The sequence below is a fragment of the Streptomyces sp. NBC_00306 genome (genome assembly GCF_036169555.1).
GTDB lineage: Bacteria > Actinomycetota > Actinomycetes > Streptomycetales > Streptomycetaceae > Streptomyces > Streptomyces achmelvichensis.
The window spans coordinates 5468511-5493937 of record NZ_CP108032.1 but is presented as its reverse complement, the minus strand read 5'-3'; the positions used below and the strand labels follow the sequence as shown (position 1 = coordinate 5493937).

Annotated in this window: 25 protein-coding genes; 9 read left to right on the top strand and 16 right to left on the bottom strand. The window is 72.2% G+C overall.

Translation table 11 applies throughout. The features are described from left to right. Positions 1-121: 121 nt before the first annotated feature. Positions 122-850 carry a TetR/AcrR family transcriptional regulator gene (locus OHA05_RS24650; RefSeq protein ID WP_313944131.1) on the top strand — a complete coding sequence of 243 codons (729 nt, stop codon included), beginning with the start codon at positions 122-124 and terminating at the stop codon, positions 848-850. 45 nt (positions 851-895) lie between these two features. Here OHA05_RS24650 and OHA05_RS24645 read toward each other — a convergent pair whose 3' ends face one another. After that, positions 896-1972, bottom strand: a complete 1077-nt coding sequence (locus tag OHA05_RS24645; protein ID WP_313944132.1) for a mandelate racemase/muconate lactonizing enzyme family protein — start codon at positions 1970-1972, stop codon at positions 896-898. Between the two features lie 42 nt (positions 1973-2014). Beyond that, positions 2015-3247, bottom strand: coding sequence for a hypothetical protein (locus OHA05_RS24640; RefSeq protein WP_313944133.1), 1233 nt, complete (start codon positions 3245-3247; stop codon positions 2015-2017). 133 nt (positions 3248-3380) lie between these two features. Between OHA05_RS24640 and OHA05_RS24635 the strand changes: the two genes are divergently transcribed. The 3 genes from OHA05_RS24635 to OHA05_RS24625 are packed head-to-tail and all read left to right on the top strand — an operon-like array spanning position 3381 to position 6009. Further along, positions 3381-4505 carry a DegT/DnrJ/EryC1/StrS family aminotransferase gene (locus OHA05_RS24635; protein WP_328861730.1) on the top strand — a complete coding sequence of 375 codons (1125 nt, stop codon included), beginning with the start codon at positions 3381-3383 and terminating at the stop codon, positions 4503-4505. After that, the gene (locus OHA05_RS24630; protein WP_328861729.1) at positions 4502-5254 is read left to right on the top strand and encodes a hypothetical protein; all 753 of its coding nucleotides are present in this window, start codon (positions 4502-4504) and stop codon (positions 5252-5254) included. Before OHA05_RS24635 ends, OHA05_RS24630 begins: the two co-directional genes overlap by 4 nt. Further along, entirely contained in the window at positions 5254-6009 is a 756-nt protein-coding gene (locus tag OHA05_RS24625) for an amidohydrolase family protein (protein ID WP_313944136.1), read from the top strand. The genes OHA05_RS24630 and OHA05_RS24625 overlap by 1 nt, the downstream gene beginning before the upstream one ends. 136 nt (positions 6010-6145) lie before the next feature. Here OHA05_RS24625 and OHA05_RS24620 read toward each other — a convergent pair whose 3' ends face one another. Next, entirely contained in the window at positions 6146-7114 is a 969-nt protein-coding gene (locus OHA05_RS24620) for a dihydrodipicolinate synthase family protein (protein ID WP_313944137.1), read from the bottom strand. 81 nt (positions 7115-7195) lie between these two features. On the opposite strand from OHA05_RS24620, the gene OHA05_RS24615 reads away from it, so the two are divergent. Continuing rightward, positions 7196-8194 (top strand): LLM class flavin-dependent oxidoreductase, encoded by a 999-nt coding sequence (locus tag OHA05_RS24615; RefSeq protein ID WP_313944138.1) that lies wholly within the window; start codon positions 7196-7198, stop codon positions 8192-8194. A 21-nt stretch (positions 8195-8215) separates the two neighbouring features. Here the strand turns inward: OHA05_RS24615 and OHA05_RS24610 are convergent, their stop codons facing one another. Genes OHA05_RS24610 through OHA05_RS24585 form a run of 6 tightly spaced genes read right to left on the bottom strand, consistent with a single transcriptional unit; the run spans position 8216 to position 13847 of the window. Then, the gene (locus tag OHA05_RS24610; RefSeq protein ID WP_313944139.1) at positions 8216-9394 is read right to left on the bottom strand and encodes a DegT/DnrJ/EryC1/StrS family aminotransferase; all 1179 of its coding nucleotides are present in this window, start codon (positions 9392-9394) and stop codon (positions 8216-8218) included. Beyond that, on the bottom strand, positions 9391-10143 hold the full coding sequence (locus tag OHA05_RS24605) for an amidohydrolase family protein (protein ID WP_313944140.1): 753 nt from the start codon (positions 10141-10143) through the stop codon (positions 9391-9393). Before OHA05_RS24605 ends, OHA05_RS24610 begins: the two co-directional genes overlap by 4 nt. After that, entirely contained in the window at positions 10140-10841 is a 702-nt protein-coding gene (locus OHA05_RS24600) for an amidohydrolase family protein (protein WP_313944141.1), read from the bottom strand. The genes OHA05_RS24605 and OHA05_RS24600 overlap by 4 nt, the downstream gene beginning before the upstream one ends. Then, the gene (locus tag OHA05_RS24595; RefSeq protein WP_313944142.1) at positions 10838-11641 is read right to left on the bottom strand and encodes a carbohydrate ABC transporter permease; all 804 of its coding nucleotides are present in this window, start codon (positions 11639-11641) and stop codon (positions 10838-10840) included. The genes OHA05_RS24600 and OHA05_RS24595 overlap by 4 nt, the downstream gene beginning before the upstream one ends. Further along, the gene (locus OHA05_RS24590; RefSeq protein ID WP_413777729.1) at positions 11641-12588 is read right to left on the bottom strand and encodes a carbohydrate ABC transporter permease; all 948 of its coding nucleotides are present in this window, start codon (positions 12586-12588) and stop codon (positions 11641-11643) included. Before OHA05_RS24590 ends, OHA05_RS24595 begins: the two co-directional genes overlap by 1 nt. Beyond that, positions 12585-13847: an ABC transporter substrate-binding protein gene (locus tag OHA05_RS24585; RefSeq protein WP_313944143.1), complete on the bottom strand. Its 1263-nt coding sequence runs from the start codon at positions 13845-13847 to the stop codon at positions 12585-12587. The genes OHA05_RS24590 and OHA05_RS24585 overlap by 4 nt, the downstream gene beginning before the upstream one ends. Positions 13848-14080: 233 nt before the next feature. Here OHA05_RS24585 and OHA05_RS24580 point away from each other — a divergent pair, with 233 nt between their 5' ends. Next, positions 14081-14365, top strand: a complete 285-nt coding sequence (locus OHA05_RS24580; protein ID WP_313944144.1) for a hypothetical protein — start codon at positions 14081-14083, stop codon at positions 14363-14365. 129 nt (positions 14366-14494) lie between these two features. Then, entirely contained in the window at positions 14495-15778 is a 1284-nt protein-coding gene (locus OHA05_RS24575) for a C40 family peptidase (RefSeq protein WP_328861728.1), read from the top strand. Here the strand turns inward: OHA05_RS24575 and OHA05_RS24570 are convergent. From OHA05_RS24570 to OHA05_RS24550, 5 genes are read right to left on the bottom strand one after another with little or no spacing between them, the layout of a single operon-like run. Further along, the gene (locus OHA05_RS24570; RefSeq protein WP_328861727.1) at positions 15730-16986 is read right to left on the bottom strand and encodes a styrene monooxygenase/indole monooxygenase family protein; all 1257 of its coding nucleotides are present in this window, start codon (positions 16984-16986) and stop codon (positions 15730-15732) included. The two genes, OHA05_RS24575 and OHA05_RS24570, sit on opposite strands and share 49 nt — an antisense overlap. A 20-nt stretch (positions 16987-17006) precedes the next feature. After that, the gene (locus OHA05_RS24565; RefSeq protein ID WP_413777730.1) at positions 17007-17681 is read right to left on the bottom strand and encodes a GTP-binding protein; all 675 of its coding nucleotides are present in this window, start codon (positions 17679-17681) and stop codon (positions 17007-17009) included. Next, positions 17662-18063: a DUF742 domain-containing protein gene (locus tag OHA05_RS24560; protein WP_313944147.1), complete on the bottom strand. Its 402-nt coding sequence runs from the start codon at positions 18061-18063 to the stop codon at positions 17662-17664. The genes OHA05_RS24565 and OHA05_RS24560 overlap by 20 nt, the downstream gene beginning before the upstream one ends. After that, complete coding sequence (locus OHA05_RS24555) at positions 18060-18542, bottom strand: roadblock/LC7 domain-containing protein (protein ID WP_313944148.1); 483 nt, start codon at positions 18540-18542, stop codon at positions 18060-18062. Before OHA05_RS24555 ends, OHA05_RS24560 begins: the two co-directional genes overlap by 4 nt. Then, positions 18539-21313, bottom strand: a complete 2775-nt coding sequence (locus OHA05_RS24550; RefSeq protein WP_443043757.1) for a nitrate- and nitrite sensing domain-containing protein — start codon at positions 21311-21313, stop codon at positions 18539-18541. Before OHA05_RS24550 ends, OHA05_RS24555 begins: the two co-directional genes overlap by 4 nt. A gap of 365 nt (positions 21314-21678) precedes the next feature. Here OHA05_RS24550 and OHA05_RS24545 point away from each other — a divergent pair, with 365 nt between their 5' ends. Further along, the gene (locus OHA05_RS24545) at positions 21679-22467 is read left to right on the top strand and encodes a protein phosphatase 2C domain-containing protein (protein ID WP_328861726.1); all 789 of its coding nucleotides are present in this window, start codon (positions 21679-21681) and stop codon (positions 22465-22467) included. A 424-nt stretch (positions 22468-22891) separates the two neighbouring features. Here OHA05_RS24545 and OHA05_RS24540 read toward each other — a convergent pair whose 3' ends face one another. Further along, positions 22892-23374 carry a MarR family winged helix-turn-helix transcriptional regulator gene (locus OHA05_RS24540; protein WP_313944150.1) on the bottom strand — a complete coding sequence of 161 codons (483 nt, stop codon included), beginning with the start codon at positions 23372-23374 and terminating at the stop codon, positions 22892-22894. Between the two features lie 232 nt (positions 23375-23606). Here OHA05_RS24540 and OHA05_RS24535 point away from each other — a divergent pair, with 232 nt between their 5' ends. Continuing rightward, positions 23607-24458, top strand: coding sequence for a lysozyme (locus OHA05_RS24535; RefSeq protein WP_313944151.1), 852 nt, complete (start codon positions 23607-23609; stop codon positions 24456-24458). A gap of 68 nt (positions 24459-24526) precedes the next feature. On the opposite strand, the gene OHA05_RS24530 is transcribed toward OHA05_RS24535, so the two are convergent. Beyond that, complete coding sequence (locus OHA05_RS24530) at positions 24527-25351, bottom strand: pentapeptide repeat-containing protein (protein ID WP_328861725.1); 825 nt, start codon at positions 25349-25351, stop codon at positions 24527-24529. Between the last annotated feature and the right edge of the window lie 76 nt (positions 25352-25427).

Here is a 25427-nt window from a genome sequence, read left to right as displayed (position 1 = left end):
GGACGGCCCGGCCGCGCGGGCCGGCCGCATCGTGCCACCGGCCGCCGGACAGGCGGCCGGGCCCGTGCCGGGCTTCCCCGCTCGCCGCCTGCCGCCGGAGCCGTGCGGTTACGCTGCGAGCATGACCAGTCCCGCTCCGGCGACCCGTGCGTACCGACGGCTCAGCGTCGAGGAACGCCGCAGGCAGCTCCTGGCGGCGGCCCTCACCCTCTTCGCGCACCAGCCGCCGGGCGAGATCTCGCTCGACGACGTGGCCGAGGCGGCCGGGGTGTCCCGGCCCCTCGTCTACCGCTACTTCCCGGGAGGGAAACCGCAGTTGTACGAGGCGGCCCTGCGCTCGGCGGCCGACGAGCTGGAGCTGTGCTTCACCGAACCGCCGTCCGGGCCGCCGACGGAGCGGCTCTCACGGGTGCTGGACCGCTATCTCGCGTTCGTCGACGAACACGACGCGGGGTTCAGCGCGCTGCTTCGCGGCGGCAGCGTGGCCGAGACCTCGCGTACGACGGCGATCGTGGACGAGGTGCGGCGGGCCGCCGCCGAGCAGATCCTCGTCCACCTCGGCGTGGACCGGCCGGGCGCGCGGCTGCGGATGATGGTGCGGACGTGGATCGCGGCGGTCGAGGCCGCGTCGCTGATCTGGCTGGACGAGGGAAAGCAGCCCGCCGCCCAGGAGCTGCGGGACTGGCTGATCGACCACTTGATCGCGCTGCTGACGGCGACGGCGGCGACGGACACGGAGACCGCGGGGGCGGTGACGGCGCTGCTGGGTCTGGAGCGGGCGGAGGGACCGGTGGGGATACTGGCGCGCCGGGTCGTCCCGGTGATGGACGACGCGACGCGCCTGCTGTAGCCGGCCCGGAACACCCCGCCCCGGGTAGGAACCTGCCCGGCGTTCCTACAGGTCGTGCCCCAGGCCAGGAGTGGTGGGGATCGCCAGCCAGCCCTGGTCCGCGGTGTGGGCGAACGCCGTCGGGGCCAAGGGCTCCTCCGAGACCAGGAGCGGTCCCACCAGGTCCGCCGGGACCGTGGCGTGCGGCAGCGACGCCGCCAGATGGGCCGCCGCCAGGGTCGCCACGCCCAGCTCCGGCATCGTGCCGAGCTTCACCGACAGCCCCGCCGCCTCCGCGAGCGCCGCGATCTGCCGGGCCCGGTGCAGACCGCCCACCTTGAGGATCTTGATGTTGAGGACGTCGGCCGCGCCCCGCCGCACGATCTCCATCGCGTCGTGCAGCGACTGCATGCTCTCGTCGGCCATCACCCGTACCCCGCCGCTGCTCCTCAGCCCCGCCATGCCCGTCAGGTCCCAGCGCGGCAGCGGCTGTTCGACCAGATCGAGTCCGGCGTCGGCCAGCCGGGCGACGGTACGGCCCGCGGTGCCGGGGTCGTAGCCCTCGTTGGCGTCGAGGCAGAGCTCGGCCGTGTCCGGCAGCACCTCGCGTACGAGGCGCACCAGCTGGACGTCGAGGTCCGGGTCCTCGCCGCCCTTGACCTTGATGTGGGTGAAGCCCCGGGCCGCGTACTCCGCCGCCTCCTTCACCATCTCGTCGACGGTGCCGAGCCCGACCACCCAGGTGGTGGGCACGCGCGGCCGGACGCAGCCGCCGAGCAGCAGATGGACCGGCCGGCCGGCGGCGCGCGCGGAGAGGTCGTGCAGGGCGATGTCCAGCGCGGCCTTGGCGAGGTGCTGGCCGCGGATCGCGCCGTCCATGGCCTGGTGCGCCCCGGCCAGATCGCGGGGATCACGGCCGATGAGCACGGGCGCCGCGTGGTCGGTGAGCGCGGCTTCGAGTCCGGCGAGGGTCTCGCCGGTGTAGGCGGTCATCGGGGAGGCCTCGCCGAAGCCGGACAGACCGTCGGCCGTGCGCACCTCGACGACGAGGCTGACGAGTTCGGGGCTGGTGCCGCTGCTGATGACGAAGGGGCGTCGATAGGGGGCCCTGACGACGCGCGTGTGGACCGAGGCGATCTTCAAGCACGGCTCCTTCGGTTTACGGCCCGGGCCGTAAGCGCGGGCTCAGAGGCGTACGCGGTAGACGATCGGAGGGCGGCCGGTCTGACCCAGTTGCCGGCTGCCGGTGGGGACCGCCACCCCCGCGCGTTCGAGTCGCTTGAGGATGCGGCGGGCGGTGCGTTGCTGGACGGAGAGGTGTTCGGCGACGCGGTGCGCGGTGATGCCGTCCTCCTCTTCCTCGGCGGCCAGTTCCCGCAGCCGGTCCAGCGTCCTCGGGTTGAGTCCGACGCGGCGGGCCAGCGTCGCCGTGCTCTCCGGACCCGTCGCGGGGCTCACGGGCGGGGTGCGTTCCGCGTCGATGACAATGTCGACATCGTCGGTCATGGAGACGACTCCGGCGACCGCGCCCACCGAGCGGGCCCGGTTGACGGCCCGTCTGGCCAGGGACTCCGCCTCCGCGGCGGTGCGTCCGAGACCGAATCCGACGTGGGCGGTGCCGTGCCGTGCGGCGAGATCGGCGAGGAAGGGGAGGCGGGTGAACTCCTCGCTGACCTCTTCCAGGACCCCGCGGGTGGTGACGACCAGCCGTGCGCCGTCCGGCAGCCCGGCGAGACTTCCGCCGAGCACCCGCAGGTCGGCGGCGAGTTCCCGGTCGTCCGCGGGCAGATCGATGATGCCGAGGGCGATCTGGGCGTCGCCGCTGTGCGCTCCGGCGGTGGCGAGGACCAGCGCCTGGAGCGTGGAACGTATGGAATGGCGCGAGGGCGCGAGCCGGACCGCGTGCAGCTCGTGCTCGAGGAGGTGGAACGCCGAACCGAGGCAGGTGATGGCGACGCGTGTCTGCTTCTTGTCGCGCGCGTTCAGATGGAAGTCGGCGAGGTCCTGCGAGGTCAGCCCCGGCCGGTAGGGCAGGACGTGCACATGCTCGGTGGGCAGTTTGGCCTCCGTCAGCGTCTCCATGACCTCGCTGCGGCGCAGGGTGTCGATGGAGATGCGGGAGACGTCGTGGCCGAGGCGGAGCAGCTCCACCAGGGCGCGCAGCAGGGTCGCGCCGTTGTACGGGACATACATCGCGGGCCGGTCCAGCAGGCCGGCCGCCGCGGCGAGGGTGTGCGGGACGACGCCGGTGAACAGCAGGGCGTCGGCCTCCGCCTGGGCGCGGGCGACCATACCGAGGGTCTCGTCCTCGTGCCGGTACGCGAGGGGCACGAGACGCTCGGCGCCCGACGCGCCGCCGACCGCGACCACCTTGTGGACCAGGTCCTCGGGACCGATGACGCCGACCGTGAGAGCCATCGGCCGGTCTCCGTTCTGCTGGAGTGGTTGGAGGGGGTACGACACATTCAGCCGGAGGTTGACGCCCACCAACCCACGGCCCTAATTTCGGCCCAGGCCATAACCGCACACTTGCGGAGAGGATAGTGCCCCGATGCCCGAACGGGAAATGCCACTGCCCACAGATCTCGATCCGCGCGGCCGCACCTTCGGCGAGGAGGAACGGGCCGCGGTGCTGCGGGTCCTCGACTCCGCGGTGCTGTGCAGTTCCTTCGGAAGTGAAGCACGCTCCCTGGAAGCGGAGATGTCGCACCTGTACTCCCGGCGGGAGGCCGTGGCCTGCAGTTCGGGTACGGCCTCCCTGCATCTGGCGGTCGCGGCGGCCGGGGCCGGGCCGGGCGACGAGGTCATCACCACGCCCATCTCGGACTTCGGCACGGTGGCTCCCGTCATGGCCCAGGGCGCGCGGGTGGTGTTCGCCGACGTACGGGCCGAGGACGGCAACCTGGACCCGGCGGCGGTCGAGGCGGCCATCACCCCTCGCACCAAGGCGGTCATCGCCGTCCATCTCTTCGGCGCCGCGGCGGACATCGTCGCGCTGCGCGCGATCTGCGACCGGCACGGGCTCGTGCTGATCGAGGACTGCGCCCAGGCCTGGCTCGGCGAGGACGAGGAGGGCCGGCTGCTCGGCACGCTCGGCGACATCGCCTGCTTCAGCCTCCAGCAGTTCAAGCACATCACCGCGGGTGACGGCGGACTGGCCGTCACCGACGACCCGGAGCTCGCCCGCGGGATGCGGCTGTTCATGGACAAGGGCTGGGACCGCACCGAGGGCCGTATCCACCGCACGATGGGCCTCAACTACCGGATGCCGGAGCTCGTCGCCGCGGTCGCGAGGGCCCAGCTGGGCAAGGTGGCGGACGTGGTGTCCCGACGGCGCCGGCGGGCCGGGCAGCTGGCCGCGGCGATCGACGGCCTGCGGGACTGCCGGTTGCCGGAGCGCCGGGAGGGCCACGCCTGGTGGGTGGTGCCGCTCCTGGTCGACGACAACGCCCGCTGGAGCAAGCGGCTCCTGGATCTGGGCATCCCGTCGGTTCCCGGCTATCTGGAACGGCCGCTGTACGCCAACCCGGCCGTGCCCGGGTATCCGCCGGGCCTGTGCCCCCGGGCGGAGGAGCTGATCGACCGTACGCTGCTCGTGCTCCCGTGGAACGAGGCGTACACCGAAGACGACGTGGACCGCATCGCGCGGGCCCTGTGCGAGGTGGGAGCACGATGAGCGCGACACAGACGTACGAGTGGCTGCATCCGACGCAGGCGGAGCACATCGGCTGGGACGTGGATGTGCTGTACGGGCCCTGGCCGCGGCACGAGAGGGACCTCGGGCTCGCGCAGGTGCGCGCGATCCTGGACCGCTCCCCCGTCGCCGGTGCGCTGGCGCTCTCCACGCGGGGGCCCCTCTTCCACGACGGCGCGGGCAACGCCGAGACGGTGCGCGATCTCGCGGACTGCCCGGAGCTGCTGCCCGTCGGCACGGTCGACGTCCGGGACGCGCTCACCGCAGAGGAGCGGCTGGACGAACTGGCCGCCGACGGGGTCCGGTTCCTGCGGCTGTTCACCGTCGAGCAGGCGGCCGAGCCCGGCTTCCCGGGCTACCGGCGGGTGGTGAAGCTGGCCCTGGAGCGCGGGATGGTGCTCCTGCACGACGGCGACCCGCGCCGCTTCGGCCCGGCGCTCGCCGACCGGGGCGCGGAGGTGATCTTCCTGGATCTGCACGCGTATCTGCTGGCGGACTTCCTGCTGATGGCCCGTGACGAGCCGGGGTTCCGGGTCACCACGCGTCTGCTGTCCGGCTGCGACTCGATCGAGCGCGTCGTCGACCAGGTGGGCTCCCGCCATCTGGTCTTCGGCTCGCGCACGCCCTTCATGGACATCTCGCCCCTGACGCTGCGGCTGCGCTACGCGGACATCTCCGACGACGACCGTGCCGCGATCTCCACCAAGAACATCGAGGAGTTGCTCGTCTGATGCCGATCATCGATGTGCATGCGCATGTGGGCCGCTGGCAGTTCCATCTGACCTGCGGCGACGCGGACAACAACCTGCGCCAGATGGACCGCTACGGAATCGACGTCCAGCTGGTGTCGGCGTCGGAGGCGGTGGTCCTCGACGCGGTCGCCGGGAACGCGGCGCTGCGGGAGGTCCTGGAGACCCGGCCGCGGCTGCGGGGGTACGCGGTGGTGAACCCGAACCGGATCGAGGAGAGCGCGGCGGACCTCAAGCGGTGCCTGGGCACCGGGCTGTTCGTCGGGGCGAAGATCCACACCCACTACCCGGGGCGGCTGCCGGGGACCCGTGAGATGGCGGAGGCCTTCGACGTGGTCGCGGACGCGGGCGTACCGCTGCTGCTGCACACCTGGGGCCGCGAGGTGACCCTGCTGCCCGAACTCCTGGCGGAGCGCCCGGGACTGCGGGTGATCATGGGTCATGCGGGCGGGGACGCATGGCGTGAGGCCGCGCACGCGGCGGCGGGCTGCGACCGGCTGTATCTGGAGCACTGCCGTACGGCGGCGGACGCGGGACGGGTGGCCTACGCGCGGGAGGCGGGGGTGCCGGTGGAGCGGATGCTGTTCGGCACGGACGCGACGCTGATCGATCCGTGCTGGTCGCTGGGCGTGATCCGGGATGCGGGCTTCTCGGAGGAGGAGCGGGAGATGGTGCTGTGGCGCAACGCGCTGACGCTCTTCCCGGAGCTGCGCCCGGCCGTGGCCACCGCGCGGTAGCCGGGCGGGTGCGGCTGGACGGGGCTGGGCAGCCCGACCGGGCCGGCGCGGCCGGCAGGGGCCGGGTGCGACCGAACGGGCGAGGTGCAACCGAACGGGCGAGGGTCGGTGCGGTGCGGTGCGGTGAGGACAGCCCTCAGTCCTTCTCCTCCGAGAGGGACTCCAGGCACCTGATGACCGCCGTCCGCTCCGACTCCGGCAGCCGCGGCCCGTACGGGTCGTGCGCCGCCGACTCGGGGAGCAGGCCCTCCCACACCGCCGCCCACAGCATCCGCTGCACATAGCCCTCGATCGGGGCGGTGAACGTGGCCTCGGCGAAACGGTCGAGGCGGCCCGACGCGCGGACGAACGCGGTGTGGTCGCCCGCCGTCCAGGCGTCCAGGACCGCGGTCGTCAGACCCACGCGCGCCGCGGCGATGCCGACCAGGGCCGAGTCGGCGCCCCACATCAGGGACGGGCCGAACATCCGGTCCTCGCCGGTCACGACGAGCTTTCCGCTGCCCTCGGCCGCGCGGATCGCGTCCTGGCAGGCCATCGCGCGGTCCAGGGTGGCGAGCTTGACGCCGACGGCCGACGGGAGGGCCAGCAGCCGGCGGATCAGGGACGGCGGATAGGGGTAGCCCCCGGCCTCGCCGTGGAGGAAGAAGCCGAGCACGGGCAGCCCGCAGGCCTCGGCCACCCGCTCGTGCAGGCGTACCGCCTCCCGCTCGCCCTCGGGGCGTTCGGCGAACTGTGCCAGCGGATAGACCATGACCGCGTCGGCGCCCAGTCCGGCCGCCTGCACGGCCATGGTGACGGTGGCGTCCCACGCCTCCCGAAGGGTGGTGGCGCGGACCGATCGTGGCACCCCCACGCCTGCCACGATCGGTCCGTCGACCGTCTCCCGCCAGACGCGCAGGACGTCCGCGCGGTCCGGTTCGGAGAGATACAGACCGCGGCCGGTGTGCGCCCAGACGGCGACGCCTCCGATGCGTGCGGCCGCGATCCGCTCCGCGTAGCCGCGCAGCGCACCGAGGTCCACGACTCCCCGGGGATCCATGGGTGTCGCCACTGCCGGCACCACGGTGCCGCGCAGTCCGCGCACCAGGGTCTGGGTCGCAGACATGGGCGGTCTCTCCCGTCTGTTGCGGTCGTTCCCGACACGCTAGCCTTTACGGCCCGGACCGTAAAGGAAAGGCGAGCCAGAATGTCCCAGCGCCCCATGCGTCTCGGTCTGTACGTCAATCTCTACGCGGACCAGGCGGACCGGCCCCGGCTCGCCGATGCGGTGGAGCAGGTCCGGCTGGCCGAGCAGGCGGGTTTCGACTGGGTGGTGCTCGGCGAGCGCCATCTGCACCGGCCCGGATACCACGAGGCCGTCACCTCACTGGCGTATCTCGCCGCGCACACCGAGCGGATCGGGCTCGCCACCGCGGGGCTCATCGCGCCCGTCTACCAGCCCGTGTGGCTCGCCGAGACGCTGGCGCACATCGACGTGCTCTCGGGCGGGCGGCTCACGGCCGGATTCGTCCTCGGCTACCGGCCGGAGGAGTTCGCGCTGTACGGCACCCGGCCGGGCGAGCGTGTCTCCCGGTTCGAGGAGAGCCTGGAACTGGTGACCCGGCTGTGGACCGAGGACGAGGTCAGCCACGAAGGCCGCTGGACCTCGCTCGACAAGGCGTTCCTGTCCCCGCGGCCGGTGCAGTCGCCGCGCCCGCGGATCTGGAACGGCGGTCGGGTCTCGGCGGTTCTGGAGCGCACGGCCCGGATGTGCGACGGCTGGACGACGTCCTTCAACGAACTGGACTCCGAACTGCCCGAGAAGATCGCGGAGTACCGCTCGTACCCGCGCGGTGCGGCGAGCCTGGGCTCCGAGGTCATCGTCTGCCGCGAGGGTTTCGCCGCGGCCACCTCGCAGCAGGCCCGCGGGGCTCTCGAGGCGCCGCTGCGGGAGCTGTACGACGCGTACGGCGACTGGAAGCGCACCTCGGCGGACGCGGCGCGCTACGCCCAGCAGTGGGACGACATCGAGGCCCGTTCGGTGATCGGCTCGGTGGAGCAGTGCGTGCAGCGGCTGGGGGCGTACGGCGAGATGGGCGCGGACGGGGTGGTGCTGCGCATCCAGCCGCCGGGGATGCCGCAGAAGGACGCGCTGGGCGCGATCGAGGCGTTCGGCACCGAGGTGCTCCCGCGGCTCAACGCCTGAGCGCCTCGGTGCACACCCGGCTCAATGCCTGAGCGGCCGTCGTCTGAAGGCGTGCTGGACCACCAGCGCGGCCTGTGCGATGTCCGCCATGGCCGCGTCGTCCGCCATCAGCATCGGCTGACGCACCCAGACCACCGAGTCCTCGGCCGCCTCGGCGACCGGGCAGGGACGGGTCCGCACGGCGTAGGGGGTCAGGGAGGGCTCCCGGGTGAGGGAGCGGTACCCGGTGTCCAGCGGCACTCCCTCGGCGTTCATCGCGGCCAGGAAGACCGCCTTGGGGTGGCCGCCGAACGCGGCCGCCTCGTAGCGCAGCAGGGCCAGGTGCCGGGTGTGCCGCGTCGTCCCGGCGGGCTCGGGCAGGGGCGAGAGTCCTTCGACGTCGTCCAGCGCCCGGGCGAGCGTGGCCGCCCGGGCCTCGCGATGGTCGATCTGGCCCTCCAGCAGCGGGAGCTGGGGGCCGAGGACGGCCGCCTGGAACTCCGTCATCCGCAGGTTCCAGCCCAGCTCCGGGTGTTCGTACCAACCGTCGTCGGCACGGCGTCCGACGTTGTGCAGCGCCCAGAGGCGTTCGTACACCCGGCGGTCGTCGGTGACGACGATGCCGCCCTCCCCCGCGGTCATCGCCTTGCTTGACTGAAAGCTGAAGCAGGCCGCGTCGCCGAGCGTCCCCGCGGGGCGTCCGTGCCGACGGGCGCCGTGGGCCTGGGCCGCGTCCTCCACCACGGCGAGACCGTGGTGCTCGGCGGCGGCCCTCAGCGCCTCGGTGTCCGCGGGTGCGCCGGCCAGGTGCACCGGCACGACGGCCCTGGTCCGCGGGCCGGCCAGCCCTGCCAGGGACGACGGATCGAGGTGCAGGGTGTCGGTGACATCGGCGACGACGGGCGCCGCCCCGGCGAGGACGACGGCTGTGGCCGTGGCCACGAACGTGTAGGCGGGCACGATCACTTCGTCCCCGGGCCGTACGCCGAGGGCCCGCAGCGCGAGGAAGAGCGCCACGGTCCCGTTCACCGTGCAGACCCCGTGGGCGGCGCCGACACCGGCGGCGAAATCCGCCGCGAACCGCGCCACCAGGGAGTCGTCGCCGTGGCCCGCGGTCGCTCCCCAGCGGCCGCCGTCGAGGACCCGCATCAGCCGTTCGCGCTGCTCGTCGGTGGCCGGCGGTGGCCACTGCGGCCAGCCCTCGGTGCGTACGGGTGTCATCGCAGCCCCTGGAGCAGCCGGTTCATCGTGCCGTGCAGGATCTGCTGCCGGTCGGCGGCCGCGAGGCCGGCGAGCAGTACGCGCCCGAGTCCTACGCGCAGATCGAGGAAGACGGCGTCGGAGCCGAAGGCGATGCGTTCGGCGCCCGCCTCGGCGACCAGCCGGACGAGATGGCGTGCGGTCATCCGGGAGCCGCAGGTCTCCAGGACGATGCTCGGGCAGCGGGCGGCCGCTTCGGCGGCGGGCGCGAAGCCGTCGGTCCACAGGCCCGAGTGGCCCATCAGCAGGGGCAGTTCCGGGTAGCGGGGTGCGACGGCCGCGAACCGGGCAGGGTCGGACCAGGCGGAGCGGTACTGACTGTGCGCGAGGACGATGCGCCCGCGCCCGGCGGCGATCTCGAAGGCAGGCGCGTACGCGGCGTGGTCGAGCGGGAGTTCGTGGACCTCGGGGTGGAGCTTGACGCCGATGACGCCGGGGGCTTCGAGCAGGTCCCGCAGCCGCTCGGGGGCTTCGGGGTCGTGCGGGTTGAAGACGGCGTAGCCGAGCAGGCGGCCGGGGTGGCGGGCGAGTTCCGCGAGCAGGAGGGCGTTGCCGGCACGGGCGTCGGGGCCCACCGCGAGGAGGTGCGAGACACAGGCGGTGGTGACGCCGCAGCGGTCCATCACGGCCAGCAGGCTCCGCGCGGAGCCGTCAGTGACGGCGAACGCGGGCCACCGGCCGAGGTGGCCGTGCGCGTCGATCACGCTCACGGGTGCTCGCCCAGCAGCCGCAGGGCGTTGCCGCCGGCGATGAGGGCCGTGTCGGTCTTCGGCAGGTCCAGGGTGTCCAGTTGGTAGCGCGGTCCGGCGTCGTCGGTGACCGGGGCGCCCGTGCCGAAGAGGACGCGCCGGGCGCCGTAGCGCGCGGCGAACCATTCGACCTGAAGGTGCCCGGCGAGGGTGGAGGTGTCCACGGACAGCTCCTCGTGGACGTCCATGAGTTCGGCGAGCTCCCGCAGGCTGCGGTAGCCGGTGCCGGTGAGGACGATCCGCAGGGTCGGGCACGCGTCGGCGAACCGCCGCACCTCGGCGGCGCTCACCGTCTCCCAGGCGAGCAGGACGGTGGCGCGCCTGCCCGCCAGTTCCGCCGCGAGCACGAGGGAGTGCTCGCCGGTGAGGGACCAGCGGTGTTCGCCGGGGCACAGCCGCACCAGCCGCCCGGCGGGAACGTCCCCGGTGCCGAGCGGGCCGGGGATCAGCACGGGCACCGGCCGCAGTCGCGGCCCCTTCACCGCCGAAAGAGAAGCGTTGCCGTCCCGGGGGTCGCCGTACACGGCGTGCGTGTGCACCACACAAGCGCTGTCGATGTGCAGACGGTCGAGCTCCGCGGCCAGTCCCTCCGGTTCCCGGCTCGCCACCTCGTCGTACGGCAGCGGACCGAGCATCCGGTTGATGTCGATGACGGTCACGACTTGAGGCCGGAGGTGGCGATCGAGTCCGTCAGATAGCGCTGGAGCAGCCCGAAGACGAGCAGACAGGGGATCACCGTGATCGTCGCTCCGGCCATGATCTGGTTGATGGTGACGTCCTGGCCGGCGAGCGTGGCGAGCCCCACCGTGAGGGTGCGCATGTCCGAGGACTGGCCGATGACGAGAGGCCAGAGGAAGTCGTTCCAGTGCCACAGGAAGACGAAGACACCGAGGGTGGCGAGGATCGGCCGGATCAGCGGGATCACGATGGTGGTGTAGATGCGCCACTCCGACGCCCCGTCGATCTTCGCGGCCTCGAACAGCTCGTCGGGCAGCTGGTACATGAACTGCCGCATCAGGAACACCGCCTGGGAGTTCGCGAGCGTCGGCACGATCAGTCCCCAGTAGGTGTCCACCCCGCCCATCTTCGACACCAGGATGTAGTACGGGATCAGCGTCGCCTGGAACGGCACCATCAGGGTGGCCAGGAACGCCCAGAACAGCACCTCGCGGCCGGGGAAGCGCTTCTTGGCGAAGGCGTACCCGGCCATCGACGAGAACAGCAGGATGAGCACGACCGACACGAGTGAGTAGATCAGCGAGTTCACCGCCCACTGGGTGACGTCGGCACCCTCCAGGACGTCGGTGAAGTTCTGCCAGGTGGCGCGGGTGATGTCCAGGGCCCCGGGCAGCGTCGAGCCCTCCGGCGGGGCGAACGCGACGAGCACCATGACCGCGAAGGGCGCCATGGTGACGAAGGCGACCAGGACCAGCAGCACGGGCAGTCTCAGGCGGCCCATCAGTCCACCTCTCTGCCGATGAGCCGGCGCTGGATGAGCGAGAAGACCAGGACCACGACGAAGAGCATCAGGCCGACCGCGCTGGCGTAGCCGAAGTCGAAGTACTTGAAGCCCGAGTCGTAGAGAAAGTAGACGAGCGAGTAGCTGGCGCGGACGGGGCCGCCGCCGGTCATCACGTACATCGCGTCGAAGACCTGGAAGGCCTGGATCGCCTCGATGACGAGGACGAAGAACAGCACCGGCCGCAGCATCGGCAGCGTCACCCAGCGGAAGCGCTGCCAGGCGCTCGCGCCGTCGACGGTGGCCGCCTCGGTCACCTCACGGGGGATGGACTGGAGCCCGGCCAGCAGGATCAGCATGGTGTAACCGAAGCCCTTCCAGGCCGCCGTGGCGGCGATGGAGGGCAGGACGAGGTTATCGTCGCCGAGGAAGTCCACGGGTCCCAGTGAGATTGCGCCGAGCGCGGCGTTCAGCAGGCCGTCGTCGACCTCGTAGATCCACTTCCAGATGACGGCGGCCAGCACGATGCTGGTGACGTACGGCAGGAAGAACACCCCGCGGAAGAAGCCCCGCATCCAGACCGTGCGGTGCAGCAGCACGGCCGTGCCGAGGGCGAGGAGCACCGTCATCGGGACGTAGACCGCGGTGTAGATCGCGGTGACGCCGAGGCTCTCCCAGAACAGGGCGTCGCCGAACAGCCGGGTGTAGTTCCGGGCGCCGATGAACTCCCACTCGCCGCTGAGCCGGTAGTCGGTGAGCGAGAGGAAGGCGGCGCCGATCGTCGGCCCGAACCGGAAGACGATGAACAGCACCAGCATCGGGGCGATGAACGCGAAGCCCACGAGAGCCTCGCGCCGCCGCCCCTGACGCCGTCCGGGCCGGGGCGCGACGCTCTCGTGCGCTTCGGTGGTGCGCGGGAGGGCCTTGCCCGTGGCCGCCTCGCTCAACGCTGCCGTGCCAGCAGGTCGTCGGCCGCCTTCGCCGCGTCGTCCAGCGCTTCCTTGGGGCTCTTCTTCCCGGTCAGCGCCGCCTGGATCTCCGGTGCGAGCAGACCCATCAGCTGGCGGGCCGCGGGGTTGGGCTCACCGGGCGAGACCGCCGCGAGCGCCGCCTGGTACTGCTTCGCGTACGGCGAGGTGTTCGGCACGCTGACGTCCGTACGGGGCGAGAAGTAGCCGCTGGCCTTGCCGAGCGACTGGATCTGCTCCGGCTGGGTCATGAACTCCAGGAACTTCTGCGCACCGTCCACATTCTTCGACTTGGCGTTGACGCTCAGGGCACCGGGGATGCCGAAGGCGATCTCCTTGGCGGGGCCCTTGAGCGGGGCGCCCACGACGACGTTGTCCGCTCCCCAGGTCTTGGCGGCCAGTTCGGCGTCGGCGAGCACGACGGAGAAGCCCATGGCCGCCTCCTGCTTGCCGAGCGCGTGGTCGGCGAGGAGGTTGGTGTTCGTCATCGCGGATTTGGGGACCGAGCCGGCCTTCCACAGGTCGGTGAGGAAGGTGAGCGCCTCGACACCGGCGGCGCTGTTGAACGCCGCCTTCTTGCCGGACTCGTCGAACACGGTGCCGCCGGCCTGCCACAGCAGCGGGTAGAAGTTCAGGTTCAGCGAGGCCTCGGGGCTCGCCGAGTAGTCCAGTATGGCGACGCCCTTCTGCTTGAGCTTGGGGGCGGCCGCCTTGATCTCGTCCCAGGTGCCGGGCGGGGTGGCGATACCCGCCGAGGCGAGCAGTTTCTTGTTGTAGACCGTGGTGGTGACGGTCTGGTAGATCGGCGCGCCGTAGATCTTCCCGTCCTGCTTCATCGCGGCCAGGGTCGCGGGCAGGAACTTGTCGGTGCTGTTCTTCAGCGCCGCGTCCACGGGCGTGATGGCGCCGCCGGCGGAGAACTGCGGGATCTGGTCCGGTGTGAGCAGGACGACGTCCGGGCCCTTGCCGCCGCCGAACGCGGTGGCGATCTTCTGGTCGCGGTTGTCCCACGGCTGCTGCTCGACGGTGAGCTCGGTGCCCGGTGCCGATTTCTCGAAGGCCTTCTCGATTCCGTCCCAGTAGGCCGCGTTGGCCTTGGGGTCGGCGATCACCGGGTACATCCAGACGGTGACGCCGTCCGAGTCGGAGCCCGAGCCGCCGCCCCCGCACGCGGAGAGAGAGGCGGCGAGCATGAACAGAGCGAGAGGAGCGGTGGCGCGCGTGAAGCCTGTCTTCATGGGGGCCTCCGGAAGGCCTGCTGAGAAGGGAAGCGACGGGAGCCCGGCTGTTTCGGCCTGGGCCGAAAGTAGCCGCGGGGGATTTGGCCTGTCAATGAGTCAGGTACGGGGATCCGGCCGAAACAGTGCTCCGTGTCCGCCGGACGGGGCCCCGGCCGCGCTCCCACGGGTGCGGGCCGCGCCGTGGCGCGCCCGGTGACGGACGGGCCGGAGGTCCGGGAGACACTGACCGGGTGAGAAGTGAGAACACCCCCTTCGTGGGCGGGCCGCTGGACGGTCGGGTACTGCCGATCCTGGTGGGACCGACCGGACATCCGCCGAAGTGGTACGAGGTCCCCGTGCCGGACGACGACGGCGCCCCGCCGACGGTGCACACGTACCGGCGTGTCCCTTCCGGCTACACCAAGCGGCTCGGTCTCCAGCGGGGCTGGAAGTACGAGTACGCACCGGGCGGCAAGGAACGCCGTGAACTGAAGTGGCCCTGGTCGAAGCCCGGCCGCCGGTCCGACACGCCGTAGGACGCGCGCACTCCCCCTCGACGGATGACGGTATTGCGCTGAATCGACCACTCGCGGCGCGCTCCGGCTTGTGCGCTCGCACGATCGGCTGTGGGGCGGAATGCCCACCCCGCAGCCGGAGGTGATGAAGTGTCAGGCAGGTTGCTGCGCACGGTCTGTACGGCGGCCCTGGCCGCGGCGACGGTGATCGCGGCGGTACCGGCCGCGGCGGAGCCCGTACCGGAACCGCCGGGTGGGCACGCGGCCGACGCCGTCACCGGTCAGGAGGACGGGACCGGCGAGGAGCCGGTGGAGGAGACCGGCGGACCGGAGTCCGGCAGCGACGAGGCGGCCGGCACCTCCGGGAGCGCGGCTGCCCGGCCCGCCACCGTCCCCCAGATGCTCACCCGGCTCCGGACGCTGTACCTCCAGGCCGAGGAGGCCGGCGAGGCGTACAACGCCACCGAGGAGCAGCTCAGGGCCCAGCAGGCCCGGACCGCCGCCCTCGGCCGTGAGCTCGCCACGGCCCGCAACGCCCTCGCCGACAGCCGCGGCGACGCCGGGCGCCTCGCCCGCGAGCAGTACCAGGGCCGCTCCGAACTCTCCGCCTACGTCCGGCTCCTCCTCGCCCGCGACCCCCAGCACGCCCTGGACGAGGACCATCTGATGGAACGCGCGGCCGCCGACCGGCTGGCGACCACCGACCGGCTGGAGAGGGGCGCCCGGCGCGCGTCCGCGCTCGCGGCGGCCTCCCGCGCGGCGCTCGACAAGGAGCAGACGCTCGCCGCCCGGCAGAAGCGGGCCCGCGACACGGCGGCCGTCCGGCTGAAGGCCGTCGAGGAGATGCTCGCCTCGCTCTCCCCCGAGGAGGTCGCCGCACTGACCGCGCTGGAGGAGTCGGACACCGCCGAGGCGCAGAAGAAGATCCTCGACTCCGGGGTCCTCGGCGGGAAGCGGATGCCGACCGAGGAGGGCGGCAAGGCGCTGCGGTACGCGGTGGAGCAGATCGGCAAGCCGTATCTGTGGGGCGCGGAGGGTCCCGCTTCGTACGACTGCTCGGGGCTGACCTCCGAGGCCTGGGCGGCGGCGGGACGCACCATTCCGCGTACCAGCCAGGACCAGTGGGAGGAACTCCCCAAGGTCCCGCTGCGCTCGCTGCGCCCGGGTGATCTGGTGATCTACTTCCCCGGGGCCACCCATGTGGCCCTGTATCTGGGCGACGGCATGGTGGTCCAGGCGCCGCGTCCCGGGGCCACGGTGAAGGTCTCCCCCATCGCGGCGAACCCGTTGCTCGGCGCGGTGCGGCCCGACCCGAAGGGCAGCCCGCTGGAGGAGTACACCCCGCCGCGGCTCCCGGAGGGCGCCACGGCGGGGCCGGACACCGGCTACTCGGCGGCGGGAGCCCCGGAGGCCCCGGCGACCTCGGCCAGATAGGCCTCGGTGAGCGCGGGGTCGAAGAAGAAGTTCTCGAAGTCCGCCGGGTTGTTGAAGCCGTTGGCGAACCGGTCGGCCACGGGTTGCATCTGCCCCGCGGCGCCGATCAGGTTGAGCACGTGCTCCGGCGGGACGCCGAGCATGGCGTTCGTCCACTTGGTGACGTGCTGGGCCGTGTCCCAGTAGCGGTCGAAGGCGGACTGCATCCAGGCCTCGTCGAACGGCTTGTCGCCGTGCTCGACGATCGAGGAGAGGTACGCGGCCGCGCACTTGGACGCCGAGTTCGAGCCCTGGCCGGTGATCGGGTCGTTGGCGACGACCACGTCCGCGACACCGAGGACCAGGCCGCCCCCGGGCAGCCGGCCGATCGGATTGCGCACGGTCGGGGCGTACCGGCCGGAGAGCGTGCCGCCCGCGTCGGTCAGTTCGACCTTCGTGGCCCGCGCGTACTCCCACGGCGTGAACTTCTCCATGAGTTCGAGCGTCAGGGAGAGGTGCTCGGCCGGGTCCTTGACGCCCTGGAAGGCGTCGAGCGGGCCGCCGGGGATGCCCTCCCAGAAGAGGATGTCCGCCCGACCGCTGGTGGTGAAGGTCGGCATCACGAAGAGCTCGCCGACGCCGGGGATCAGGTTGCAGCGCACCGCGTCGAAGTCGGGGTGCTCGGGGCGCGGGCCGAGGCCGTGCACATAGGCGACGGCGAGCGCCCGCTGCGGGGCGTCGTACGGGGAGCGGGAGGCGTCCCGGCCGAACATCGAGACCAGTTCGCCCTTGCCCGCCGAGACCAGCACCAGGTCGTAGGTGCGCGAGAAGAAGTCCAGGTCGGAGACGGCCGCACCGTGGATGACGAGCTGTCCGCCGCGCTGGGCGAACGTCTCCATCCAGCCGGCCATCTTCACCCGCTGGTCGACGGACTGGGCGATGCCGTCCAGCTTGCCCACCCAGTCGATCACCCGCTGGGACTCGGGTCCCGCGACGGAGACGCCGAGGCCCTCGATGCGCGGGGCCTGGGACTCCCAGAAGTTGATGCCCAGATCACGCTCGTGCTGGAGCGCGGTGTGGAACATGCACTGCGTCGACATGACCCGGCCGGAGCGGATCTCGTCGGCCGTGCGGTTGGACATCAGGGTGACCTCGTAGCCCTGCGACTGCAGGCCGAGGGCGAGCTGGAGACCGGACTGGCCGGCTCCGACTATGAGTATCTTCCGCATCGGGGAGTCTCTTTCGTCTGTCAGGACTGTTCGGGGGTTGCTTCGAGCGCGTGGGCGACCAGCGCGAGCAGCGATTCGATCACGGTGATCCGGCTGCGTGCATCCATGATCACAACCGGCACGTGCGCGGGGACCGTCAGGGCCTCCCGCACGTCCTCGGCCTCGAACAGCTCGGAACCCTCGAAGTGGTTGACGGCCACGATGTACGGCAGGCCGCTGCTCTCGAAGTAGTCGAGCGCCGGGAAGCAGTCCTGGAGCCTTCGGGTGTCGGCGAGGACGATCGCCCCGATCGCACCGCGCACCAGGTCGTCCCACATGAACCAGAAGCGCTGCTGGCCGGGTGTCCCGAACACGTACAGGACGAGGTCGTCGTCCAGCGTGATCCGGCCGAAGTCCATGGCGACGGTGGTGGTCGTCTTGTCGGGCGTCGAGGTGAGGTCGTCGGTCTCCTCGCTCGCCGCCGTCATCAGCGCCTCGGTCTGCAGAGGTGTGATCTCGGAGACCGCGCCGACGAAGGTCGTCTTGCCCGCGCCGAAGCCGCCCGCGACCACGACCTTGGTGGCGGTGGGGGCACGGGTGTGGTCGAGCTGCCAGGCCTTGAGGCCCTCGTCGGCGGCCGGCGGCGGACCGGTCGCCGGCTCCGGGACGGTCGGAGCGGTCGGGGAGGGCAGCGTGTCAGAGGCGGCGGAGTCCACTCAGCACCCTTTCGAGCAGTGCGCGTTCGGGCCGTCCGGGCCCGTGCCCGGTGCCGTACACACGGATCTTTCCCTGGTCGGCGAGGTCACTGAGAAGGACCCGGACAACGCCCAGTGGCATCTTGAGGATCGCCGAGATCTCGGCGACGGTACGCATACGGCGGCACAGCTCGACGATGGCCTGGAGCTCGGGCATGACGCGCGAGGACAGGGCGCCCTGGGGCAGCTGTCTGCGTTCGGCGGGGGCCTCCAGCGCCGCGACGAAGGTCTCGACGAGCAGCACATGGCCGAAGCGGGTGCGGCCTCCGGTGAGGGAGTACGGGCGTACGCGGGCGGGGCGGCGGTTCTCGCCGCGCACCGGAAGTTTGCGGGCGGACGTCACTGGGAGCCCTCCAACGACTGGCGCAGTTCGCTGCGGAGTTCGGGGGTGAGGACGTGTCCGGCGCGGCCGACGAACATGCCCATGTGGTAGGCGACGACGGACATGTCGGAGTCGGCGTCGGCCTGGACGCCGAGCAGCGAGCCGTCGCTGATCGACATGACGAAGACGCTGGCCTCCTCCATGGCGACCATGGTCTGTTTCACACCGCCGCCGTCCATCAGCCGGGCGGCGCCGATGGTGAGGCTGCCGATGCCCGACACGATGGTGGCGAGGTCGGCGCTGGAGCCCCGCGGACCCTCCCGGCGGGGGGCCGCGGCGGAGGCGGCGTTCTGTGCCGGGTCGGAGGACAGGAGCAGCAGTCCGTCCGACGAGACGACGGCGACCGAGCGCACGCCCGGCACCTCTTCCACGAGATTGCCCAGCAACCAGTGCAGATTGCGGGCTTCACTGCTCAGGCCGAACGTCCCGGTCGCAGTCAACTGCGTGCCTCCTCGACTGTGTCCCCCGCATCTTCTGTTGTTGTCCGTGGTGCGGTGCGCTCGATCTCCGCCTGCGCATCGCGGCGGCCCTCCTCGGCCGCCTGCTGGAAGCCGCCGAGCCTGCGGCGCAGGGCGTCGGCATCGACGCTGCCGGTGCGCTCGCCGGGCGTGGTGGCGGGCTGGACGACCTTGGGCGTCCGCTTGGGCAGGCCCTTGTCGGTGACGCGGTCCCAGACGGGCGCGGGCCGGTCACCGGCGGGCTCCGGCCGCGGCCGGGCCTCGGGCTCGGCGGGCCGCGCCTGGGTCCGGTCCTGGGTCTCGGCAGGAGCCTGGGCGGGAACCGGGGACGGTGCCTGCGCCGCGGGCTCCGCCGTCTCCGGCAGGCGCATCTCGAACGTCGCCTGGTCCGTCCCGGCGGTCTCCGGCTCCCCGTCGGGCGTGCGCTCGTGCGTCTCCGCCTCCGCCTCGGCCGCCCGGACGGAGGCCTCCGCGGCCGCCACCAGCGGGTCGGCGTCGTGGGCGAGCTGTCGCGGACTGCTGGGCAGGGCGTTGGAGTTGGCCTCGGCGACCGAACCCGGCTGCTGGACCGCGGGCGTGGCGCCCGCCGTCCTCGCGGTGTGCTGCTCGGCCGGCGGCTCCTTGGGCAGCAGCCCCCTGGACAGCACGACGACCGCGGTGATGCCGCCCTGCTTCTGCTCCCGCAGCTGGACCCGTACGCCGTGGCGTGCGGCCAGCAGACCGGCGACCCGCAGCCCGAGGCCGTCGCCGTCCTTGCCCGGACGGGTCTCGAACCCCTCGGGGTCGTCCAGCCGCGCGTTGAGTTCGGCGAGCCGGCCACCGGTCATCCCTATGCCGCTGTCCTGCACGGAGAGCATCACCTCGCCGCTCTCCAGCAGCCAGCCCGAGAGCTCGACCTGCGCGTCCGGCGGGGAGAAGGAGGTGGCGTTCTCCAGCAGTTCGGCGACCAGATGGCTGAGGTCGTCGGCGGCGAAGCCGGCGACCTGGGCGTGCGGCGGCAGCGACTGGATGACCACCCGCTCGTACCGCTCGATCTCGCTCACGGCCGCGCGCAGCACGTCGACGAGGGGCACGGGGCCGGGGTTCGCGTGGCCGTGTTCGGCGCCGGCGAGGACCAGGAGGTTCTCGCTGTGCCGGCGCATCACGGTGGCCATGTGGTCGAGCTTGAAGAGGGTGGCGAGCCGCTCCGGGTCCTGCTCGCGGTCCTCCAGCTTCTCGATCACGCCGAGCTGACGCTCCACGAGGCCGAGGGTGCGCAGCGAGAGGTTGACGAAGGTGTGGTCGATCGTCGCGCGCAGCCGGGTGAGTTCGGCGGTCAGCTCCTCGGTGCGCTGCTGCAGTTCGGCGCGGCCGGTGGCGAGTTCGGCGGCCAGTTCGTCGCGTGCACCGGCCAGGTCGCCGCGGTCGCCCTCCAGCCGCTCGGCGCGCAGGGAGAGGTCGCTCAGCTTGCCGTGCAGGGTGTTGAGGGACCGTACGACCTGGGCGAACTCGTCGTTGCGGCCGGTGAAGCGTACGGGCTCCTCCACCTCGGGGGCCGCCGCGAGGCGGGCCGCGCCGATGCGCAGGACGGCGAGCGGCCGGGTGAGGGTGCGCGCGACGGCCGAGGAGACGCCGATGGCGAGGATCAGCAGACCGCCGACGAGGGCGATCTGGAGTTCCAGGGCGGTGACATCGTCGTCCCGCAGCTTCTCGAAGCTGGTGATCCGGCCGGAGGCGAGGGAGGACTCGACGCTGCGCATCTGCTCGATGCGGGCGGTCAGCGAGGCCTCGACCTTCTCGTGGTCGGACTTGCGCTCTCCCTTGGAGAGCACCGGCTGGTCCGTCAGCCGGGCGAGATAGCCCTCGGCGGTCTTGATCTCGGGTCCGGTGACGGTGGCCGCCAGCGAATCGCGGGCGCCCTTGCCGGCGGCCTGGTCGAAGTCGGCGAGCGCGGCGAGTTCGCGTACGCGGGCCTGCTGGGCCGCGCCGCTGAGGCCGTTGCGCAGGGCGTCGCCCGGCGCGTCGGCCTCCTCCTCCTGGACGGGCAGCCCGGTGATCGGGTCGATGGTCTCGGTGGTGCCCTTGCCCGGCACGGCGAGCGCGGCGAGCAGCAGCCCGCGGGTGGCGGACGCCTGCTCGACCGCGAGCCCGAGTTCGGCGGGCGCGCGGGTGTCGCCGCCGGACGCGGTCCGGGATGCCCCCCAGGCGCGCGGCGGGGTCTTCTCGGTGAGTTCGTCGGCGACCGCGTGCAGATGGGCGATGACCGCGGAGTACGCGCGGTGGGCCTCGGTGGCGGTGCCCTTGCCCGTCAGGGCGGTGCGGCGCACGGAGGGCACGGCGGCCAGTTCACGCCGCAGTCCGGCGTGGTCGCCGGAGATGAGGCTGCCGATCTCGTCGATCTGCCGGTCGACGCGGGCGCTCGTGCTGTCGGAGACGACCCGCCGGTCCTTCTCCTCGCCCTTCTGGGCCTCGCGTCCGGCCGCGATGTACGAGGTGACCTCGTCGCGCTCGTCGGCGAGCGAGTGGGCGAGGGTGACGGCCTCGCGGTTGAGGCCGGCGAGGGTGACGAGGCGCTGGGACTCGGTCAGTTCGGCGGAGGCGTTCAGGATGCCGGGCGTGCCCGCGGCGATGACGACGAGGCCGACGACGGCGACGCCCGCGACCAGCCGGTTGCGCACCCGCTTCGTGCGGCCGCGCGCGACAGGGTCCGGCGAGGTCTCCTGCGCCGGGAACGTCTCAGGGACCAGGGGGGCCTGAGGCCGCTTCTTCTGCACCGGTGCTCGCAATCCTGCTTGACTTGTCCGCCCTTGCAGCAGAGATGACGACCGGTCACACGCGAGTTCCCGCCCCCTGCACGGCTTCAGACCATTGCAGTGCTCCTGGGAGGGATGCGCGCATCGGCCGCTCCGCCACCTGAACGAGTGAACAGCAATCGGGAGTTGGCAAACAACTCGCGCCGGTCGCCGGATCACCCCTCTCCGGGCGGTCGGCTGGATCTTCCGGCCGGGCTTTGGCAGGATGCGCGCCCGCAGCTTCGCCGCCGGGCCGCCCGTCATCGAGGAACATGCCCTGACCTGCCGGTACGGGGCATTTCGGCAGTGGTGCAGGCATGGTGAACGAGTCGTGCAGACTGGGGATCATGCGTATCGAACTCGCGACCGCACCCGGCTCGCCCGAACGCCCCAACGAGGACTGGGCGTCGGTCGCCCTTCCTGCCTCGGGCCAGGGGGGAACGCTGGTGGTGCTGGACGGTGTGACCCCGCCGGTGTCGGGCTTCGGATGTGTGCACGGGGTGCCCTGGTTCACCGCACGGCTCGGCGGTGCGCTGATCGAACTGTCCGGTTCGCTCCGGGATATGACACTGGCCGATGCGCTCGCGGCGGCAATCCGGCGCACCGCCGACGCCCACCGCGACACCTGTGACCTTTCTCACGTGCGCACACCGCAGGCCACCGTGGTGATGGTGCGCTGGGGCGGCCCGCAGGACGACGTCGAGCATCTGGTGCTCTCCGACTCGGCACTGCTGCTGGAGTCGCCCGACGGCCAGGTGCGGGCCGTGCTGGACGACCGCATCGACCGGCTGCCGCGGGAACAGCTGCGGACGCACGCCACGGCCGACCTCCTGCGCAATGCGGAGGGCGGGTTCTTCACCGCCGCGGCCGACCCGGCCGTGGCCGCCCGCGCGGTGACCGGCCGGACGCCCCGGTCCGAGGTCCGCGCGGTGGCCGCGCTGACGGACGGCGCCTCCCGGTGGGTCGACATGTTCGCCGAGGGGAGCTGGACCGAGTGCGTGGCGCTGCTGCGCAAGGAGGGGCCGCAGGGCCTGATCGACCGGGTCCGGACCATCGAGGCGGCGGCGGAGGAGCTTACGGAAGTGATCCGCTGGAAGCTGCACGACGACGCGGCGGTGGTTTTCGCCGAGTTCTGAGCGGGGGCGGGCCGAGGGTCCGATGCGCCGGGGTCGGGGCCGCCGGTCCGATGCGCCCGGGTCGGGGCGCCGGTCCGATACGGCGGGGCCGGGACGCCGGTCCGATACGGCGGGGCCGGGCCGCCGGGCCGATACGCCCGGGTCGGGACGCCGGACGGCGAGCGGGGGCCGCCACTGTTCGTCCGCTCAGGCAGCCTGGGCCCGCCACCCGTTCGGCCGCTTCAGGCAGCCCCGGCAGGCCACCCGTTCGGCCGCGGCAAGGAGCAGCGGCAGGCCACCCGTTCGGCGCCGGCAGGCATCACGGCCCCCGCCACCCGTTCGGCGGCCGCGGGCGACAGGCCCGGGCCGTCCTCCGGCAGCGGGGACCGGCCACCCGTTCGGCGCCGGCCGGTCATCCCATCGGCCGAGCGGCCGAGGACGAAATCTAGCTCTCCGCCCGCGCGTTCAGCTGATGGAGCAGCCTCGCCAGCTCCGCGATCTCGCCGCGGTCCCAGCCCGCGAGCTTGCGGACGTAGCGGTCCCGGCGGGCGTCCCTCACTCGGCGGAACCGCGCGAGACCTTCTTCGGTGAGCCGGACGAGTGACGCGCGGCCGTCGGCGGGATCGGGCTCGCGGGTCACCAGCCCGAGCTCCTCCAGCGCGTGCAACTGCCGGCTCATGGTCGCCTTGCCGACGCCGAAGTACACCGCGAGATCGGTCGCGCGCTGCGGCCCCGTCTCGTCGAGCCGGACGAGCAGACCGTAGGCAGCGGGCTCCAGTTCGGGGTGGACCTCGCGGGCCATCTCGCCGGAGGACGCCCGCGCCCGGCGCAGAAAGACCGCCAACTCCCGCTCCAGAGACAGGAATTCGTGGTCCACGCCGTTTCCGGCCTGCGGGCCCGCTTCCCCGCTCGTACCGCTTTTGTGCACGTCAGCACCCCTCGCGCGCTTCCTGATCCCGGATTTTTCTCTCAGCGATTCACACGTTCGCCGCTCCGTCAGTATTTCGCAGGCGTAGACCGATGGCAGCTCCCCACCCCTCATCCTCCGGGCCGGTCTACGTGCGTAGCTTTCCGCATGGCATGTCCACACCGTAGGGCTGAGCCGGGCCCTTGCCGGCTCGTCCTCGGGTCCCCCCACCGAGGTCTTCGGAGGCACGCTGGTGCCCGTGCAAAGATCCGGAACGACCGTTCCCCTCCGCCCCGCGAGGAGATCCCGCCGCTCCCTCATCGCAGTGTCCGGCGCACTCCTCGCTGTCCTTTCCCTCCTCTTCACCTTCCCCGGCACCGCCGGCGCCGACGACGTCCCCCCTCGGGGCTCCGCCTACCTGGGCATGGGCGTCATCGAGCACGACGGCCAGGGAGGACTGCCGCGCAGCAGCCGCGCCGCACAGTCGGAAGGCGTCGACGTCTCCAGCCACCAGGGCAACGTCGACTGGCCGACGCTGTGGAGCAGCGGTGTGAAGTGGGCCTACGTCAAGGCCACCGAGGGCACCTACTACCGGAACCCCTACTTCACCCAGCAGTACGGCGGTTCGTATGACATCGGGATGATCCGCGGCACGTACCACTTCGCCACGCCCGACAAGACGACCGGTGCCGCCCAGGCCGACTACTTCGTCAGCAACGGAGGCGGGTGGTCGCAGGACGGCCGCACCCTCCCCGGCGCGCTGGACATCGAGTGGAATCCCTACGGCGACGCCTGCTACGGCAAGTCCCCGGCAGGCATGGTGACCTGGATCGGGGACTTCCTGAACCGCTACAGGGTCCTGACCGGCCGGGACGCGGTGATCTACACCGCCACCACCTGGTGGACCCAGTGCACCGGCAACTACGCCGGCTTCGGCGCGAGCAATCCGCTGTGGATCGCGCGCTACAACACCACCCCGGGCACCCTCCCCGCCGGCTGGGGCACCCACACCATGTGGCAGTACACCTCGTCCGGACCGACCGTGGGCGACCACGACCGGTTCAACGGGGACTTCGACCGGGTCGTGGCCCTCGCGAACGGCTGACCCCTGTACCGTCCGGCAACCGCCGGTACGGCCCTGCGACCCGCACCGCCCCGCGTGTTCCCCTGGTCTCAGGACCAGTGCGCGGGGCGGTCCAGCGTTCCCGGCAGCCTGGTGGTGGCGTCGCCCCGGGCCGCGTTCAGCTGCGGCTGGGTGACGAAGAAGCTGCCGGTCAGGTCCGCCCCCGACAGGTCCGCGTCCCGCAGGTCCGCCCCGATCAGGTCGGCGAGGCGCAGATCGGCGCAGCCGAGGTCGGCGGCGATGAGATACGCGCCGCGCAGGCTCGCTCCCCGCAGGTCCGCACCCCTGAGCCGGGCGCCCATCAGGTCCGCTCCCCTGCGGTCCTTCTTCCGGCGGCCCGCTCCGGCCCGTACCAGCTCGCTGGTGCGCAGCAGGACCACGTTGACCCGCTGCCGGTGTGCCGCCACGTCCAGTTCCCCGAGGGCGTCGGGTCCCAGCTCGGTGAGCGCCTCGGTCTCCGCCAGCAGGCCCCGGATCTCGCCGTGCAGGGAGCGGGCCGGCTCCAGGCCGAGCGCCTCGTTCAGGTACCAGAGCAGCTCGTGGAGCTGACGGACGACGGGGAACACCGCGAACATCTGTGCGGCCGTGTCGGGGGCCGACCGCCAGTCCTTGCCGCCGAAGGTCGACAGGGAGACCTTCTGCCCGGCGCCGAAGCAGTCATAGACCGTGCAGCCGGTGAAGCCGCTCGGCCGCAGCCGGGTGTGGATGCCGCAGCGGAAGTCGGCGGCGAGGTTGGGGCAGGGGGTACCGGCGTCCTTGTCCAGCGCGAAGTCCGCGGACCGGGTGAAGGGCAGGGCCACACAGCACAGCCCGAAGCAGTTCCCGCAGTCCGCCCTCAGCTCGCCGTTCCCGGCCGGCCGGGACGTCGTGTTCATCACTCCATTGTGGCGGACCGGGCGGGACCCCCGGCGCACGGGCGCCGGGGGTCCCTCAGTCCCTCATGTCATCCGT

Bases quoted from the DNA above. Each gene is read 5' to 3' on its own strand.
- OHA05_RS24650 (WP_313944131.1), top strand. From the start codon at position 122: ATGACCAGTCCCGCTCCGGCGACCCGTGCGTACCGACGGCTCAGCGTC.
- OHA05_RS24640 (WP_313944133.1), bottom strand. From the start codon at position 3,247: ATGGCTCTCACGGTCGGCGTCATCGGTCCCGAGGACCTGGTCCACAAG.
- OHA05_RS24635 (WP_328861730.1), top strand. From the start codon at position 3,381: ATGCCCGAACGGGAAATGCCACTGCCCACAGATCTCGATCCGCGCGGC.
- OHA05_RS24630 (WP_328861729.1), top strand. From the start codon at position 4,502: ATGAGCGCGACACAGACGTACGAGTGGCTGCATCCGACGCAGGCGGAG.
- OHA05_RS24625 (WP_313944136.1), top strand. From the start codon at position 5,254: ATGCCGATCATCGATGTGCATGCGCATGTGGGCCGCTGGCAGTTCCAT.
- OHA05_RS24620 (WP_313944137.1), bottom strand. From the start codon at position 7,114: ATGTCTGCGACCCAGACCCTGGTGCGCGGACTGCGCGGCACCGTGGTG.
- OHA05_RS24615 (WP_313944138.1), top strand. From the start codon at position 7,196: ATGTCCCAGCGCCCCATGCGTCTCGGTCTGTACGTCAATCTCTACGCG.
- OHA05_RS24610 (WP_313944139.1), bottom strand. From the start codon at position 9,394: ATGACACCCGTACGCACCGAGGGCTGGCCGCAGTGGCCACCGCCGGCC.
- OHA05_RS24595 (WP_313944142.1), bottom strand. From the start codon at position 11,641: ATGGGCCGCCTGAGACTGCCCGTGCTGCTGGTCCTGGTCGCCTTCGTC.
- OHA05_RS24585 (WP_313944143.1), bottom strand. From the start codon at position 13,847: ATGAAGACAGGCTTCACGCGCGCCACCGCTCCTCTCGCTCTGTTCATG.
- OHA05_RS24570 (WP_328861727.1), bottom strand. From the start codon at position 16,986: ATGCGGAAGATACTCATAGTCGGAGCCGGCCAGTCCGGTCTCCAGCTC.
- OHA05_RS24545 (WP_328861726.1), top strand. From the start codon at position 21,679: ATGCGTATCGAACTCGCGACCGCACCCGGCTCGCCCGAACGCCCCAAC.
- OHA05_RS24530 (WP_328861725.1), bottom strand. From the start codon at position 25,351: ATGAACACGACGTCCCGGCCGGCCGGGAACGGCGAGCTGAGGGCGGAC.